Annotated in this window: 14 protein-coding genes and 1 pseudogene; 6 read left to right on the top strand and 9 right to left on the bottom strand. The window is 74.0% G+C overall.

Annotated elements, in window-relative coordinates; translation table 11 throughout:
- Positions 1-28: 28 nt before the first annotated feature.
- Positions 29-868 carry an EI24 domain-containing protein gene (locus ACFYXE_RS13565; protein ID WP_389312050.1) on the top strand — a complete coding sequence of 280 codons (840 nt, stop codon included), beginning with the start codon at positions 29-31 and terminating at the stop codon, positions 866-868.
- Here the strand turns inward: ACFYXE_RS13565 and ACFYXE_RS13560 are convergent.
- Entirely contained in the window at positions 826-2,202 is a 1,377-nt protein-coding gene (locus ACFYXE_RS13560; RefSeq protein ID WP_389312048.1) for a pyroglutamyl peptidase, read from the bottom strand. The genes ACFYXE_RS13565 and ACFYXE_RS13560 overlap by 43 nt on opposite strands.
- A 348-nt stretch (positions 2,203-2,550) precedes the next feature.
- On the opposite strand from ACFYXE_RS13560, the gene ACFYXE_RS13555 reads away from it, so the two are divergent.
- On the top strand, positions 2,551-3,183 hold the full coding sequence (locus tag ACFYXE_RS13555) for a LysE family transporter (protein WP_389312046.1): 633 nt from the start codon (positions 2,551-2,553) through the stop codon (positions 3,181-3,183).
- A 1-nt stretch (position 3,184) separates the two neighbouring features.
- Here ACFYXE_RS13555 and ACFYXE_RS13550 read toward each other — a convergent pair whose 3' ends face one another.
- Positions 3,185-4,069, bottom strand: coding sequence for an aminoglycoside phosphotransferase family protein (locus ACFYXE_RS13550; protein ID WP_389312557.1), 885 nt, complete (start codon positions 4,067-4,069; stop codon positions 3,185-3,187).
- 250 nt (positions 4,070-4,319) lie between these two features.
- Between ACFYXE_RS13550 and ACFYXE_RS13545 the strand changes: the two genes are divergently transcribed.
- Together ACFYXE_RS13545 and ACFYXE_RS13540 are read left to right on the top strand one after the other, a co-directional pair.
- Complete coding sequence (locus ACFYXE_RS13545) at positions 4,320-5,138, top strand: NAD(P)-dependent oxidoreductase (RefSeq protein ID WP_389312044.1); 819 nt, start codon at positions 4,320-4,322, stop codon at positions 5,136-5,138.
- A gap of 47 nt (positions 5,139-5,185) precedes the next feature.
- A pseudogene (locus tag ACFYXE_RS13540) lies at positions 5,186-5,497 on the top strand (RidA family protein); the annotation flags it as partial.
- Here the strand turns inward: ACFYXE_RS13540 and ACFYXE_RS13535 are convergent.
- Positions 5,447-6,130, bottom strand: coding sequence for a TetR/AcrR family transcriptional regulator (locus tag ACFYXE_RS13535; RefSeq protein ID WP_389312042.1), 684 nt, complete (start codon positions 6,128-6,130; stop codon positions 5,447-5,449). The pseudogene ACFYXE_RS13540 and the gene ACFYXE_RS13535 sit on opposite strands and share 51 nt — an antisense overlap.
- Positions 6,131-6,282: 152 nt before the next feature.
- Here ACFYXE_RS13535 and ACFYXE_RS13530 point away from each other — a divergent pair, with 152 nt between their 5' ends.
- The gene (locus ACFYXE_RS13530) at positions 6,283-8,751 is read left to right on the top strand and encodes a glycoside hydrolase family 3 protein (RefSeq protein WP_389312555.1); all 2,469 of its coding nucleotides are present in this window, start codon (positions 6,283-6,285) and stop codon (positions 8,749-8,751) included.
- A gap of 21 nt (positions 8,752-8,772) precedes the next feature.
- On the opposite strand, the gene ACFYXE_RS13525 is transcribed toward ACFYXE_RS13530, so the two are convergent.
- Both ACFYXE_RS13525 and ACFYXE_RS13520 read right to left on the bottom strand, forming a co-directional pair.
- The gene (locus tag ACFYXE_RS13525) at positions 8,773-9,765 is read right to left on the bottom strand and encodes an aldose epimerase family protein (protein WP_389312040.1); all 993 of its coding nucleotides are present in this window, start codon (positions 9,763-9,765) and stop codon (positions 8,773-8,775) included.
- 30 nt (positions 9,766-9,795) lie between these two features.
- Complete coding sequence (locus ACFYXE_RS13520) at positions 9,796-10,704, bottom strand: SGNH/GDSL hydrolase family protein (RefSeq protein WP_389312038.1); 909 nt, start codon at positions 10,702-10,704, stop codon at positions 9,796-9,798.
- 341 nt (positions 10,705-11,045) lie between these two features.
- On the opposite strand from ACFYXE_RS13520, the gene ACFYXE_RS13515 reads away from it, so the two are divergent.
- The gene (locus tag ACFYXE_RS13515; protein WP_389312036.1) at positions 11,046-11,540 is read left to right on the top strand and encodes a DUF3145 domain-containing protein; all 495 of its coding nucleotides are present in this window, start codon (positions 11,046-11,048) and stop codon (positions 11,538-11,540) included.
- 105 nt (positions 11,541-11,645) lie between these two features.
- On the opposite strand, the gene fabF is transcribed toward ACFYXE_RS13515, so the two are convergent.
- From fabF to ACFYXE_RS13495, 4 genes are all read right to left on the bottom strand, one after another.
- Entirely contained in the window at positions 11,646-12,908 is a 1,263-nt protein-coding gene (gene fabF, locus ACFYXE_RS13510; protein WP_389312034.1) for a beta-ketoacyl-ACP synthase II, read from the bottom strand.
- Between the two features lie 70 nt (positions 12,909-12,978).
- Complete coding sequence (locus tag ACFYXE_RS13505; protein ID WP_361166433.1) at positions 12,979-13,227, bottom strand: acyl carrier protein; 249 nt, start codon at positions 13,225-13,227, stop codon at positions 12,979-12,981.
- A gap of 96 nt (positions 13,228-13,323) precedes the next feature.
- Positions 13,324-14,325 (bottom strand): ketoacyl-ACP synthase III, encoded by a 1,002-nt coding sequence (locus tag ACFYXE_RS13500; RefSeq protein ID WP_389312032.1) that lies wholly within the window; start codon positions 14,323-14,325, stop codon positions 13,324-13,326.
- A 28-nt stretch (positions 14,326-14,353) separates the two neighbouring features.
- On the bottom strand, positions 14,354-15,265 hold the full coding sequence (locus ACFYXE_RS13495; protein ID WP_361166427.1) for an ACP S-malonyltransferase: 912 nt from the start codon (positions 15,263-15,265) through the stop codon (positions 14,354-14,356).
- Positions 15,266-15,322 lie beyond the last annotated feature (57 nt).

The following is a 15,322-nucleotide window of genomic DNA, read 5'->3' as shown; positions in this document are numbered from 1 at the left end:
CCGTCGACCTGCGGCTAAGGTGTGCCGCATGCGCGATCTGGGTGTGGGCTTCGGCTACTTGGTGAAGGGGCAGCGCTGGGTCGCCCAGCACGGCAGGCAGTACGGATGGGGGCTGCTGCCCGGCCTCATCACGCTCGTCCTGTACGCGGCGGCGCTGGTCGCGCTCGCCCTGTGGGGCTCCGACCTCGTCGGCTGGGCCACGCCCTTCGCCGACGACTGGTCCTCGCCCTGGCTCGGCCTCTTCCGCGGCTTCCTCACCGCCCTGCTCTTCGCCCTCGCGCTGCTGCTCTCCGTCCTCACCTTCACCGCGGTGACGCTCCTGGTCGGCCAGCCCTTCTACGAGTCGCTGTCCGAGAAGGTCGACATCGCCGAGTCCGGGCACGCCCCCGAGTCGGGGCTGCCGCTCTGGCGCGAGCTGTGGATCTCCGCCAGGGACAGCCTGCGCGTCCTGGTGCGCGCGGCACTGTGGGGCGTGCTCCTCTTCGCCCTCGGCTTCGTTCCGGTCGTCGGCCAGACCGTGATCCCGGTCGTCGGGTTCGCGGTGACCGGCTTCTTCCTGGTCGAGGAGCTCACCGCGGTGGCCCTGCAGCGCCGGGGCGTCGAACTGCGTGACCGGCTCGCCCTGTTGCGCGCCCGCAAGGGGCTGGCCTGGGGCTTCGGGACGCCGCTCGCCGTCGCCTTCCTGGTGCCGTTCGTCGCGGTGTTCCTGATGCCGGGCGCGGTCGCGGGCGCGACGCTGATGGCACGGGACCTGCTGGGCGAGAACGGTTCGGGCGACGGCGGGGGCGGCTCCGGGGCCGGGGTGCGTTCCGGCGCGGACGCGGGTCAGGACGACGAGGCGGCCACCCCGAGGATCCCCCGCACCTGAGCGATGATGTCGAGCCGGTTGCGCACGAACTCCGGATCGGTCACCGTGCCCGTCGCCGGATCGGTGTTCCCCGCGCCGAACTGCAGGACGGGCGTGTGCACATGGCCGCCGGGCAGCCGGTCGTGCAGCCCGAGCCGGTCGCGCAGCAGCGTGACCCGGTAGGCGATCTCGTTCGACAGGTAGTTCCCGCCGCCGCCCTCCCGCGCCGTCGACCCCGCGGTGGGCCCGTCGGGCCGGACCACGGGGGTCGTGCCGCCCGCCGGGATCTCGGTCACCGACGTGTTGTCGTACACCGGGAAACGGCCGGTCCCGGCCGCCACGATCTTCTCGTACGGGAGGGTCGTGGACGTCCACTGGGGCTGCGCGGCCGGGTCGGTCACCGGTACCGTCCCGGTGCGGGAGAGGTTCTCGTTGTCCGGGAACCCGCCGCGCCAGGCGCCGTTGGTCCGCTCGACGTCGAAGCGGCCGACGCGGCCCTGGCTGATCGTGGTGAAGAGGTCGACGTGCGGCAGGTAGGGCCGCAGCGCCCGCTCCACGGTGCCCTCGGCGAAGTCCTCCCAGCGGACCGGGAAGATCACCGCCTCCACCCGCGCGGGCCCCTCGGCGGTACGGATCGTGGTGCCGTCCAGGGCGAGCGCGGCGGCGCCCGACGGGTTGCTGATGCGGACGTCGCGGTCGAGGGTGAAGGGGTCGAAGCCGGTGACGAGGATGCGCTTGACGTGGCCCTTGCCGCGCGCCCCGCGCCGGGTGCCCTCGGCGTCCTTGCCGTCCGCGCTGCTCCCGTTGGCCTTGCTGCTTGCGTTGCCTGCGTGGCTTGCGTTGCTTGGGTCGTTCTTGTTGCTCTTGTTGCTCCCGGGGTAGGCGATCGTGTCCTGTCCGCGGGACGAGCGCTCCAACGCGCCCAGCAGCGCGGCCCGTTGGCCCTCGCCCAGCGGGAAGCGGGCGGGGTCCCACTGCCGCAGCTCCCGGGTCATGCCGAGCCGTGCCCAGTACAGCGGCCGGTCGTCGTCCCTGCTGAGCCCGGCCGCGGGCCCGCGCCCCTGCGCACGGTCGACGGCCCGCCGCCACAGCGCCGCCCCTTCGCGCACGACCAGTCCGCGTGCCTGGTCGTAGGAGCGCGCCCGGTCCAGCGCACGCGCCAACTCCGGTGCCACGGAGTCGAATCCGCTGCGCCGCAGGATCTCCTGGGGCGCGGCGCGGTCGAGCCGCGCCTCCTCGGCGGTGGGCGCGGCGCGGCCGGCCGGGGCGTCGGAGGGGGCGGCGGAGGCGGAGGCCGGGACGGCGAGTCCGGCCAGCAGGGCGGCGACGCCGAGGGCGCCAAGACGTATGAGCACGCGAGTCCTTCCGTAACCGATGAGGTGGCGGAAGTATCGCGGGACGCGAGGGGTGGGCGCTACGGGGTCCTGCGCCGAGGTGGGGGGGCGTGGTCGTCGGGGGGGCGGGGGATCCGGTGCCGCCGGACTGCGGGCGGGCGGACTGCGGGCGAGCGCGGGCGAGCAGGCGGGCGCGGGCGGGCGCGGGCGGGCGTAAATCGGTTGTCCGCAGGGGCGTGGTCCCGGGAGGCTCGGCCCCATGACCACCGCCGCGGCCACCGCCGCCCTGCCGCCGACCCCCGCCGCCGCCCGTCCGGTGCGGGCCCGGCAGCGGACCGGCCGACCCCGGGGGCCGCTGCCCGCGCACGCGTGAGCGCGGTCCTGGTCGCGGGGCTGCTCGCCGGGTACGGCATCGCGATGCCGGTCGGCGGGGTCGCGACCTACCTCGTCTCGCTCACCGCCCGCACGTCGCTGCGGGTCGGCGTCGGCGCCGCGCTGGGCGTGGCCACCGCCGACGGCGTGTACGCCCTCGTCGCGGCGGCGGGCGGCGCCTCCCTCGCCGGTGCCGTCGAGCCGGTCGTGGTGCCGCTCCGGCTGGCCTCGGTCCTCGTGCTCGTCGCGCTGGCGGCCCGCGGCGCGGTGACGGCGGTTCGCGCGTACCGGCGGCACGGCACGGCCGCCGCCCGGGCCGGCACACCGCCGGGGCCCGCCCGCGCCTACGCCGCCCTGCTGGGCATCACGCTCCTGAACCCGGCCACGGTCGTCTACTTCGCGGCGCTCGTCCTCGGCAGCCCCGCCACGGCGTCGCTCACGCACCTGGAACAGGGCGCGTTCGCGCTGGCGGCCTTCGCCGCCTCCGCGAGCTGGCAGCTCCTGATCGCGGGCGGCGGGGCGCTGCTCGGCAGGACCCTGACGGGGCGCGGGGGCCGCCTGGCCACGGCCCTCGCGTCGAGCGCGCTGATCACGGGCCTGGCGGTCCACCTGCTGCTGGGCACCGGGTGACCTACCCGCGGGACTCCGTCAGCCGCTCGACGACACGGCGCGCGACGGCCGCCATGACGCGGTTCGTCTCCTGGTAGTAGAGGAGTTCGGCGAGGGCGATCGTCAGGGCCCAGCCCCGCCCCCGCGCCCACATCGCGTCGTCGACGGCCGGACCGAGGGCGGCGCGGAAGGCCGGGCGGGCCCCGGCGTCCATCAGGTACCAGGCGGAGATGAGATCGACCGCCGGGTCGGCCGTGCCCATGCACCCGAAGTCGATGACCGCGCCGAGCCGGCCCCGGTCGACGAGGACGTTGCCCGGCTGCAGGTCGCCGTGCACCCAGACGCCGGGCTCCCGCCATGCCGGGGCGCGCAGGGCGTCCTCCCACACGGCCGTCGCGGCGCGCCCGTCCACGCGCGCGCCGAGAGCCGCGATCACCGCGCGGGTGTCGGCGTCCCGCCCCGCCAGCGGGTCGCTGCGGTAGGCGGCGGGCGCGCCCGCCGGGTCCACCTCGCGCAGGGCGAGCAGGAACTGCGCGACGTCCTTGGCGAACAGCGCGGGCTCGGCGAGCGGCACGGCGGGATCGGGCGTCGCGCCGTCCAGCCACCGGAAGACCGACCAGGGGTACGGATAGCCCTCGCCCGGCTCGCCCTTGCCGAGCGGCACGGGGACCGCGACGGGCAGCGCGGGCGCCAGCACGGGCAGCCACCGCAGCTCCCGGTCCACGTCCTGTGCGGCCCCCTCGACGCGCGGCAGCCGCGCCACCATGTCCGGGCCGAGCCGGTACATGGCGTTGGACGTCCCCGCGGAGTCCACCCGCGCCACGGACAGCCCGGCCCACGCCGGGAACTGCCCCGCGACCAGCCGCCGCACCAGATCCGCGTCGATGTCGGCCTCGTCGGCGTGCATCGTGCCCCTGCTCACATGTCCCCCTCGTCGCTCCCGGACCGCCCGGGTCGTGCCGTCCGGCCCCGAATGGAATCCGCCGACGGGCCCGCAGGTCAAACCGATTGCCCCGCCGCGCCACCGCTCCGGCTCCGCGACCGCCGCGCCGCGACGCGCCGCCCCGCTCGGGCCGGGTGCGGCAAGCGGGTTCGGCACGACCGGCATGCCGGACATGCGCTTGTCGCATCCCGGGGCCCGGCCTAGCGTCGGGCGCATGGAAAAGATCGCATTCCTCGGCCTCGGTCACATGGGCGAGCCGATGGCCCGCCAACTCCTGGCCGCAGGACACCCGTTGACCGTATGGAACCGCACGCCGCGGAAGGCCGACGACCTCGTGGCGGCGGGTGCGTCCGCCGCCCCGGACCCCGGCGCGGCGGTGCGGGACGCCGACGTCGTCATCACCATGCTCGCCGGACCCGACGCCGTGCGCGCGGTCGCCGACGCCGTCCTCCCCGCATTGCGGCCCGGCGCGTACTGGGTGGAGATGTCGACGATCGGGCCGGAGGTCGTGCGGGAGCTCGCGGACCGCGTGCCGGCCGGGGTCACCCTCGTCGACGCCCCCGTCATGGGCAGCACCGACAAGGCCGCGGCGGGACGGCTCGGCATCCTCGCGGGCGGCGACGCGGCGGGCGTCGAGCACGTCCTCGCCCGCTTCGGCCCGGTCACCCGCACCGGCGCGCCCGGCACGGGCGCCGCGCTCAAACTCGTCGTCAACACCGCCGTCATGGGCGGAGTCGCGCTGGTCGCCGAGGCGATGAAGCTCGCCGACGCGCTCGGCCTCGACGAGTCCACCGCCAAGGACGCCCTCGCCGGCGGCCCGCTCTCCGGCGCCGTCGGCCGCGCCTTCGCCACCGACGTCCACTTCGGCAACGACCTTGCCGTCAAGGACATCGCGCTCGCGACGCGGACCACGAGCCTGCCCGCCATGGAGGCGGTGCTGCGGCAGTTCGAGGCGGTCGCCGCCGACCCGGAGCTGGTCCACGAGGACATCGCCCGCGCCGTCCCCCGCATCCGCGCCCCGCGCACCACCTGACCCCGCCCGGCCCGCTCGCCGGGCCCCCGCACCCAGGAGCACGCAGCATGCAGATATCCCTCGGCAACCCCGCCGGCGCCCCGCGGCCGCAGGGCCCCTACTCGCAGGTCGCCCGGGTCGAACACGCCGACGGCGGCGTCCTGTTGTACGTCTCGGGGCAGTGCGCCGAGGGCGACGGCATGGCCGCCCAGACGCGTGCCGTCTTCGAGAACCTCCGCGCCCTGCTGACGCCGCACGGCGCGGGACTCGGCGACATCATCAACATCCGCACGTTCCTCACCGACATGGACGGCTTCGCCGACCACGCCTCAGTGCGCCGGGAGTTCCTCACCGGGACCCCGCCCACCAGCACCACCGTCGCCGTCCCGCGGCTGGTCCCGCCCTGGGCGCTGGTCGAGATCGATGTCGTCGCCGCCGTCGCCGCCCCCGCCGGTCACGCCCCCGCCCAGTAGCGCCAGGAAGTCCCGGAACGCCCCCGGCATGTCCACCGCGCCGGGGTCGAGCAGCCACTGGTACTGCAGGCCGTCCATCACCGCCACGAGCAGGGGGGCGGCCGCCTCCGGGGTGAGGCCGCCCGGCAGCCGGTCGCCGTACTCGGCGCGCAGCACCTGCGTGAAGTTCTCGCGCACCGCGGCGTACCGGCCGGTGAAGAAGGCGCGGGCCGGGTGCCCGTCCGTGACGCTCTCGCCGAGCAGGGCGGAGAAGGTCTGCACGATGCCGGGCCGCATCGCGTTGTACTCGACCAGCGACCCGAGCAGGTCGATCCGCCACTCGCCGCGCGGCACCGCGTCCCACTGGTCGCGCGCCTCCAGGACGGCGACCAGCAGGGCCTCCTTGGTGGGGAAGTAGTGCAGGAGGCCCTGCTGGGTGAGCCCCACCCGCTCGGCGACCGCCCCGAGACTCGCGCCCCGGTAGCCGCGCTCGGCGATCACCTCGAAGGCCGCCCGGAGGATCTCCGCGCGCCGCTCCTCGCTCCTGGCCCTGGCCGCCATGGCCCGCACTCCTTCCGTACGTCCTCGCTCGGAGGACCGTACGACATCTTGAGATAACGAGAAGATAACAAAAACTACCTCTCTACAGGTAACGGATGCAGGATGGAGGAGCCGACACGGAGGAACCGACCCGGATGAAGCGAGGCACCGTCATGGCGGAGACCCAGTCCACCGAGCCCATCGAGCAGACCCCGGCAGCCGAGGCCGCGCGGGAGGCCGCCGTCGAGGCCGCCCTCGGCAAGCTCGACCTGGACGCCAAGGCCCGCCTGCTCGGCGGCCGCACCATGTGGGAACTGCACGCGCTGCCGGAGATCGGCCTCGGCTCCCTGGTGATGTCCGACGGCCCGATCGGCGTGCGGGGCGTGCGCTGGACCGCCGACGACCCCTCCGTCGCGCTGCCCTCGCCGACCGCGCTCGCCGCCACCTGGGACCAGGACCTGGCCCGCCGGGCCGGCGCGCTGCTCGCGCAGGAGGCCCGGCGCAAAGGTGTGCACGTGCTGCTCGCCCCCACCGTCAACCTCCACCGCACCCCGCTCGGCGGCCGCCACTTCGAGGCGTACAGCGAGGACCCGTATCTGACCGGCGTCATCGGGACCGGGTACGTCCGGGGCGTGCAGTCCGGCGGCGTCGGCACCACGGTCAAGCACTTCGTCGCCAACGACGCCGAGACCGACCGCTTCACCGTCGACAACAAGGTGCCCCCGCGCGCCCTGCGCGAGCTCTACCTCGCGCCCTTCGAGACGATCGTCGAGAACGCCCGCCCCTGGGGCATCATGACGGCGTACAACCAGGTCAACGGCGTCACCATGACCGAACACCGCGACCTCGTCGAGGGCGTGCTGCGCGGCGAGTGGGGCTTCGACGGCGTCAACGTCTCCGACTGGATGGCCGCCCGCTCCACCACCGGCGACATCGAGGGCGGCCTCGACGTCGCCATGCCGGGCCCGCGGACCGTGTACGGCGAGCCGCTGGCCGCCGCCGTCCGCGCCGGCGAGGTCGCCGAGGAGCGCGTCGACCGGGCCGTCCGCAACGTCCTGCGGCTGGCCGCCCGCGTCGGCGTCCTCGACGGCGCCGACCCGGTCGTGGCCCCGGCCGACCTGCCCGCGCCGATCGACGGCGAGGCGCTGGCCCGCGAGATCGCCCGCCGCGCCTTCGTCCTCGTGCGCAACGAGAACCGGGCGCTCCCGCTGACCGGCACCGGCACCGTCGCCCTGACCGGCGCCGCCGCCCGCGACGCCCGCATCCTCGGCGGCGGCTCCGCCACCGTCTTCCCCGCGCACGTCGTCTCCCCGCTCGACGGCCTGACCGCCGCCCTGCCCGAGGGCGCCCTCACCTACGCCGTCGGGGCCGACCCCAGCGACGAACTCGCCCCCGCCGAGAAGGGGTTCACGCTCCGTGCGATCTGCCGCGACGCCACGGGCGCCGTCATCGGCGAGGGCAACCTGCCCACCGGCCAGGTCCAGTGGATCGGCGACGACCTGCCCGAGGGCGTCACCCACGAGACCCTGGACAGCGTCGAGATCACCGGCACCTTCACCCCGCGCGAGAGCGGCGAGCACGTCTTCGGCACCCGGGGCCCGGGCGCCTTCACGCTCACCGTCGACGGCACGGTCCGCTACGACGGCGTGCAGACCATGGGCTCCGCGAGCGACCCCTTCGAGGCGTTCTTCGGCGCACCCGCCGAGCGCGCCAAGGTGGCGCTCACCGCGGGCGAGACCGTCGAGATCTCCCTGAACCACCCGCTCGACCGGCGGACGAAGGCCCCGCTGCAGGGCGTCGTGTTCTCCCTCGTCCACCTCGCCCCGCGCCGCGACGCCGACGAACTGATCGCCGAGGCCGTCGCGGCGGCCCGCGCCGCCGAGACCGCCGTCGTGGTCGTCGCCACCACCGAGAGCGTCGAGTCCGAGGGCTTCGACCGCACCGACCTGCGCCTGCCCGGCCGCCAGGACGACCTGGTGCGCGCCGTCGCCGCCGCCAACCCGAACACCGTGGTCGTCGTCAACTCCGGCTCCCCGGTGGAGCTCCCGTGGCGCGAGGAGGTCGCCGCGGTGCTGCTCGGCTGGTTCCCCGGGCAGGAGGGCGGCGCCGCCCTCGCCGACGTCCTGCTGGGCGCCGAGGAGCCCGGCGGCCGGCTCCCCACCACCTGGGGCGACCTCGCGTCCGCCCCCGTCACGGACACCACCCCGAAGGGCGGCGAACTCGCCTACTCCGAGGGCGTGTTCATCGGATACCGCGCCTGGGACAAGGCCGGCGCCACCCCCTCGTACCCGTTCGGCCACGGCCTCGGCTACACCGACTGGACGTACGAGTCGATGACCGTCGAGGGCCCGGCCGTCACGGTCCGCCTCCGCAACAGCGGCGGGCGCACGGGCCGCGAGGTCGTCCAGGTCTACCTGGCCCCCACCGGAGACCCGGAGCGCCCGGCCCGCCTCCTGGCCGGCTTCGCGGGCGCGGTGGCGGCCCCCGGCGAGAGCGTCGAGGTCACCGTCGAACTGCCCCGCCGCGCCTTCGAGACCTGGGACGAGGCCACGCACTCCTGGACGTACCGCACGGGCACGTACGAGATCCGGGTCGGCCGCTCGGTCACGGACCTGCGGCTGCGGGAGACCCTGGTCGTGTAGGGCGGGCGCGTCCCGCGGGGGTCACCGCGCCGAGAACCCGTACACCGTCTCCGACGTGAACACCTCGTCCGGCCGCAGCACCGTGGAGGGAAACCGCGGCCGGTTCGGGGAGTCGGGGAAGTGCTGCGTCTCCAGCGCGACCCCGTGCCCCGACGCGAACGGCAGGTCCGCCGCGAAGTGGTCCGCCGTGTACAGCTGGAGCCCCGGCTCCGTCGTGGCGATCGTCAGGACCCGCCCCGAGCCGGGATCGCACAGCTCGGCCACCTCGACCGGCCCGGCCGTGACCCCCTTGTCCAGTACGTAGTTGTGGTCGTACCCCGGACCGGCCGCCCGTGCCGTGCGGAAGTCGTACCGCGTCCCCGCCACGTCCTGGTACGCCCCGGTCGGAATCCCGGAGCCGTCCGCGGGGGTGATCCGGGACGCGGCGATCCGCAGCTCGTGCCCGAGCGCCCCGCCGGGGCCGTCCGCGCCCGCCAGGTTCCAGTACGTGTGGTGGGTGAGGTTCACGACGGTCGGCGCGTCGGTCCTCGCCTCGTACGCGATCCGCAGCGCGCCCGTGCCCTCCAGCGTGTACGTCGCGGCGACCGCGAGCCGCCCGGGATAGCCCTCCTCGCCCGCGGGGGAGACCCGCGCGAGGCGCACCCCGTGGTCGCCCGCGGGCTCCGCGTCCCAGAGCCGCCGGTCGAAGCCGCGCTCGCCGCCGTGCAGGGCGTTGGGCCCGTCGTTGCGCGCGAGGCAGTGGGCGCGCCCGTCGAGGGGGAAGGAGCCGCCCGCGATGCGGTTCGCGTACCGCCCCACCAGCGCCCCGAAGTAGGGCTCCGGGTGCCGCAGATACCCGTCGAGCCCCTCGAACCCCAGCGCCACCGGCGCCGTCCGCCCCGCCCGGTCGGCCGCCTCGGCCGACTGCAGGATCCCGCCGTACGTCAGGATCCGCACCCGCACCCCGGCCCGCTCCAGCGTCCAGCGGTGCACGGGCCTGCCGTCGGGAAGCGTCCCGAAGAGTTCACTGCGCATGATCGCGACCCTACGCCGGGCCGCGGGCCGCTACGCCACGGGCTTGCGCGACGTGACCTGCCGGTAGGCGATCTCCGCCAGCCGCGACTGGCCGTCCTTGCTGGGGTGGAACCAGTCCCAGTGGCTCAACTGGTCGCCGTCGAAGCGGTAGTCGAAGACCGCCCCGCCGTCGTACCTGCAGTAGCGGTCCTTCTCGCACACGTCCTCGAGGACCTTGTTGTACGCGACCACGCGGTCGCGCACGGACGCGCGCCGCTCGGTGGCCGCGGCGTCCAGGTCGTCCGGGTCGGCCAGCATCGACGCGCAGATGCCGAGCTTCCACACCTGCTTGCCCAGCGGATTGGTCCGCCCCTGCGACCAGAGCCGCTTGAGGTCGGGCACCGACGCCACGTACACCTGCGTCCGGGGCAGCTCGCGGCGCAGGGCGCGCAGGGCCTCCTGGAACTCGGCGCGGAACCGGCCGACCGGCGTCATCGCGGCGGCCGAGGGGCGGCAGGCGTCGTTGGCGCCCGTCATCACCGTCAGCAGTTCGGGGCGCTCGGCCGCGGCCTGCTGGATCTGCCCGGTCAGGTCCGCCATGCGGGCGCCGGTCTTCGCGTGGTTCCAACTGTGCGAGGCGGCCCGCTTCTTTCCCAGCAGCCGCGTCGCCAGGCTGTCCACCGCGGCGTCCGTGCCGGTCGCCCAGGACGCCTCGGGGCAGTCGGAGAGCACCGAGCAGGCGTCGAAGCCGCGGGTGATCGAGTCGCCGACCGCGGCGAGCGAGCGGGGCGAGGTGTCCCAGCTCGGCGTGGGGGAGGGCGACGGCTTGCGGTGCGACGGGCTGCCCGGTGCCGAGGAGTTGCCGCCCTGCGCGTCACACGCGGTGAGCACCCCGCCACAGAGCAGGGCCGCCGTCGCGAGGGCGACGCCGGCCCGTGAGCGGTGCCTGCGGTTCCGCATCCCCTGCTCCCCTCTGTCGTTCAACGTGACGTCGTGCGCGTGCCCGGGGTTGCGCCCCGCCGGGTGAAAGGTCGGAGTTTCCTGGCCTCTGGACCGACGGTACGTCACACTCCTTGCGCCGCCGCACGGTAGCCTCGGCCCGTAGCCACCGGGCCGTCGGCGTCACGGCGGCGACAGGCGGGTGATCCACCCGGTTGTACCCCGCTGCAGTGGTTCCGCTAAATTACATCACGTCACATCTGTCCCCTTTTCCCAGGTTTATCTAGTATTTGGGGAAAACTGCTCGGCACGGGCGCGAGGCCGCTGGGGAAGGCGAACCTCGACCCACACTGGAGGTCCCGGTGACGACACGTGGAGTCCTGTACGTGCACTCCGCTCCGCGCGCGCTGTGCCCGCACGTCGAATGGGCCGTCGCGGGCGTGCTCGGTGCGCGCGTGAGCCTCGACTGGATCAGACAGCCCGCGGCGCCGGGCACCTGGAGATCCGAATTCTCCTGGCAGGGCTCGGCGGGCACCGCGTCCAAGCTCGCCTCCGCCCTGCGCGGCTGGGACCTGCTGCGCTTCGAGGTCACCGCGGAGCCCTGTGCCGGCGCCGAGGGCGAGCGCTACAGCGCCACGCCCGCGCTCGGCATCTACCACGCGGTCACCGGCATCCACGGCGACATCCTGATCCCCGAGGACCGGCTGCGCGCCGCCCTCGCCCGCTCCCAGCGCGGCGAGAGCGACCTGGAGGCCGAGCTCGCCAAGCTGCTCGGCAAGCCCTGGGACGACGAGCTGGAGCCCTTCCGGTACGCGGGCGAGGGCGCCCCCGTGCGCTGGCTGCACCAAGTGGTCTGAGCACGTGATCTGAGCCCGTGGACTGAGCACGTGGTCCGAGAGACGCGAGAGGGGCCCCACCGGACGGTGGGGCCCCTCTCATGTCACGCGCCGTGCGCGCCCGGCTCAGACCGAGCGGAACGCCAGGACGACGTTGTGCCCGCCGAAGCCGAACGAGTCGTTCAGTGCCGCGATCGTGCCCTCGGGCAGCGGACGGGCCTCGCCGCGGACGATGTCCGCGTCGACCTCGGGGTCGAGGTTGTCGATGTTGATCGTCGGCGGGGCGACACGGTTCTTCAGCGCGAGGACCGTGGCCACGGTCTCCACGCCGCCCGCGCCACCGAGCAGGTGACCGGTCATCGACTTGGTGCTGGAGATCGCCATGTGGTCGACGTCGTCGCCGAACGCCTTGCGCAGCGCCTTGATCTCCGCGACGTCACCCTGCGGCGTCGAGGTGGCGTGCGCGTTCACGTGCACGATCTCGGCGGGCTTGAGGTCCGTCGTGTCGATCAGGTTCTGCAGCGCGGCGGCGATGCCGTTGCCGGACGGCTCCGGCTGCGTGATGTGGTGCGCGTCGGCCGAGATGCCCTGGCCGACGGCCTCCGCGTAGATCTTCGCGCCGCGGGCCTTGGCGTGCTCCTCGGACTCGAGGACGATCACGCCGGCCCCCTCGCCGAGCACGAAGCCGTTGCGGTCGGCGTCGTAGGGACGCGAGGCGCCCTGCGGGTCGTCGTTGTTCTTCGACATCGCCATCATGTTGCCGAACGCGACGATCGGCAGCGGGTGGATCGCCGCCTCCGTGCCGCCCGCGACGACGACGTCGGCGCGGCCGGTGCGGATCATCTCGATCGCGTAGCCGATGGCCTCGGCGCCCGAGGCGCAGGCCGACACCGGGGTGTGGACGCCCGCGTGGGCACCCAGCTCGATGCCGACGTTGGCCGCCGGGGAGTTGGGCATCAGCATCGGCACGGTGTGCGGGGAGACGCGGCGTACGCCCTTCTCCTTGAGCACGTCGTACTGGTCGAGGAGCGTGGTCACGCCGCCGATGCCGGACGCGATGACCGCGCCCAGACGGTGCGGGTCCACCGACGCGTCCTCGCCCGCCTTGGCGGTGTAGCCGGCGTCCGCCCAGGCCTCCTTGGCCGCGATCAGCGCGAACTGCGCCGAACGGTCCAGCTTGCGGGCCTGCGGCCGGGGGATGACCTCGCCCGGCTCGACGGCGATCTGGCCGGCGATGCGGACGGGCAGCTCGGCCGCCCAGTCCTGCTCCAGCGCGCTGACGCCGGAGCGGCCCGCGAGCAGGCCCTCCCACGTCGACGCTGCGTCGCCACCCAGCGGTGTGGTTGCGCCGATACCGGTGACGACCACGGTGCGATTGGTCGAGTTCACAGGAAATTTCTCCACGGTGTTGAGGGGATCAGCGGCGCCACCGCCGGGTGGCGACAGAGCACGGGGCAGGTCAGCCCTGGTGCTCGAGGATGTACGTGGTCGCGTCGCCGACCGTCTTGAGGTTCTTGACGTCGTCGTCGGGGATCTTGACGTCGAAGCGCTCTTCGGCGGCGACGACGACCTCGACCATGGACAGCGAGTCGACGTCCAGGTCGTCGGTGAAGGACTTGTCCAGCTGGACGTCCTCGACCGGGATGCCGGCGATCTCGTTCACGATCTCCGCGAGACCGGCGACGATCTCTTCCTGAGTGGCGGCCATGTCGGCGCTCCTTCTTGTCTATCCGAGGGTGTGGCGCCCGCCGCGGCAGCGGCAGGTTGGTAAAGCTGTCCGGATCGGGTGATCCGCACGATATGCCTAGGGGAGGGTAACGACCGTGGCGGCGTACACGAGACCCGCCCCGAAGCCGATGACGAGCGCGGTGTCGCCGCTCTTCGCCTCGCCGGTCGCCAGGAGCCGCTCCATCGCGAGCGGGATCGAGGCGGCCGAGGTGTTGCCGGTGGTGCGCACGTCACGGGCGACCGTGACGTGTTCCGGCAGTTTCAGAGTCTTCACCATCGAGTCGATGATCCGCTCGTTGGCCTGGTGCGGAATGAAGACATCCAGGTCGTCCGCGGTGATTCCGGCCGCGTCCAGCGCCTGCTGGGCGACCTTCGCCATCTCGAACACGGCCCAGCGGAAGACCGCCTGGCCCTCCTGCGTAATGGCAGGGAACTTGTCGGGCGTGCCGTCGCGGTAGACGTCCCAGCCCTCGGTCTGCTTGATCGTCTCGGCCTTGTCGCCCTCCGAGCCCCAGACCGTCGGTCCGATCATCGGCTGCTTGGCCGGGCCCACGATCACCGCGCCCGCGCCGTCACCGAAGAGGAACGCCGTGGCCCGGTCGTGCAGGTCGGTGAGGTCGCTCAACCGCTCCACACCGATGACCAGGACATACTCGGCGGAACCCTCGACGACCATGCCCTTGGCGAGGGTCAGGCCGTAGCCGAAACCGGCACAGCCCGCGGAGATGTCGAACGCGGCGGGCTTGCCCGCGCCGACCTTGTCCGCGATCTCGGTCGCGATGGCCGGGGTCTGCTTGAAGTGCGAGACCGTGGAGACGATCACGGCACCGATCTGGCCGGGCGTGATGCCCGCGTCGGCGATCGCCTTGCCCGCCGCCTCGACGGACATCGCGGCCACGGTCTCCTCGTCGGAGGCCCAGTGGCGGGTCGCGATGCCGGAGCGGGAGCGGATCCACTCGTCGGACGAGTCGATCGTCTCCAGGATCACCTCGTTGGGCACGACGCGCGTGGGACGGTAGCCGCCGACACCCATGATCCGCGCGTACGGATGGCCTTGTGCGGCCTTGATCTTCGACATGCGCTACGGCTCCTTGTCTGTCGTCGGCTCAGGAATGCTCGGCGACGAGCGCGCGGGCCGCGTCGAGGTCGTCGGGGGTCTTGACCGCGAGGGTCTGGACGCCCTTGAGCGCGCGCTTGGCCAGACCGGTCAGCGTGCCACCGGGGCACACCTCGATCAGCGCCGTCACGCCGAGCTCCTGGAAGGTCTCCATGCACAGGTCCCAGCGGACCGGGTTGGCGACCTGGCCGACCAGCCGGGTGACCACGTCGGCGCCGGAGGCGACCGTCCTGCCGTCACGGTTCGAGACGTAGGTGAGCGTCGGGTCGGCCGGGGCGAGGCCGGCGGCGGCCTCTTCAAGACGGGCCACGGCGGGCGCCATGTGCTCGGTGTGGAAGGCGCCCGCGACCTTGAGGGGGACGACCTTGCGCACGCCCTCGGGCTTGTCCTCGGCGAGGGCGGCGAGCTGCTCCAGGGTGCCCGCGGCGACGATCTGGCCGGCGCCGTTCACGTTCGCCGGGGTCAGGCCCAGCTTCTCCAGGTGCGGGACGGTGACCTCGGGGTCGCCGCCGAGCAGCGCCGCCATGCCCGTCTCCGTGACGGCGGCGGCGTCGGCCATCGCCAGCCCACGGGTGCGGACGAAGGCGAGCGCGTCGTCCTCGGAGAGCACACCGGCGTACGCGGCGGCGGTGATCTCGCCGACGCTGTGACCGGCGACGGCGCCCGGCGTGATGTCACCGAGTGCCGCGGCGGACAGCAGCCCCGCGGCCACCAGCAGCGGCTGGGCCACGGCGGTGTCGCGGATCGCGTCCGCGTCGGCCTGGGTGCCGTAGTGGGCGAGGTCGAGTCCCATGGCGTCGGACCAGGCGGCGATGCGGTCCGCTGCGCCGGGGAGGTCGAGCCAGGGGGTCAGGAAGCCGGGCGTCTGAGCGCCTTGGCCGGGAGCGACGAGTACGAGCACTCTTACACTCTCTCTTGTGGACGGCACGGGCCGCCCGTGGGGACAGGGACGAAGAAC

The sequence above is a fragment of the Streptomyces sp. NPDC002564 genome (genome assembly GCF_042889645.1).
GTDB lineage: Bacteria > Actinomycetota > Actinomycetes > Streptomycetales > Streptomycetaceae > Streptomyces.
Note: the sequence above shows the minus strand (reverse complement) of the source record. Positions and strands in the feature narration are given on the sequence as shown.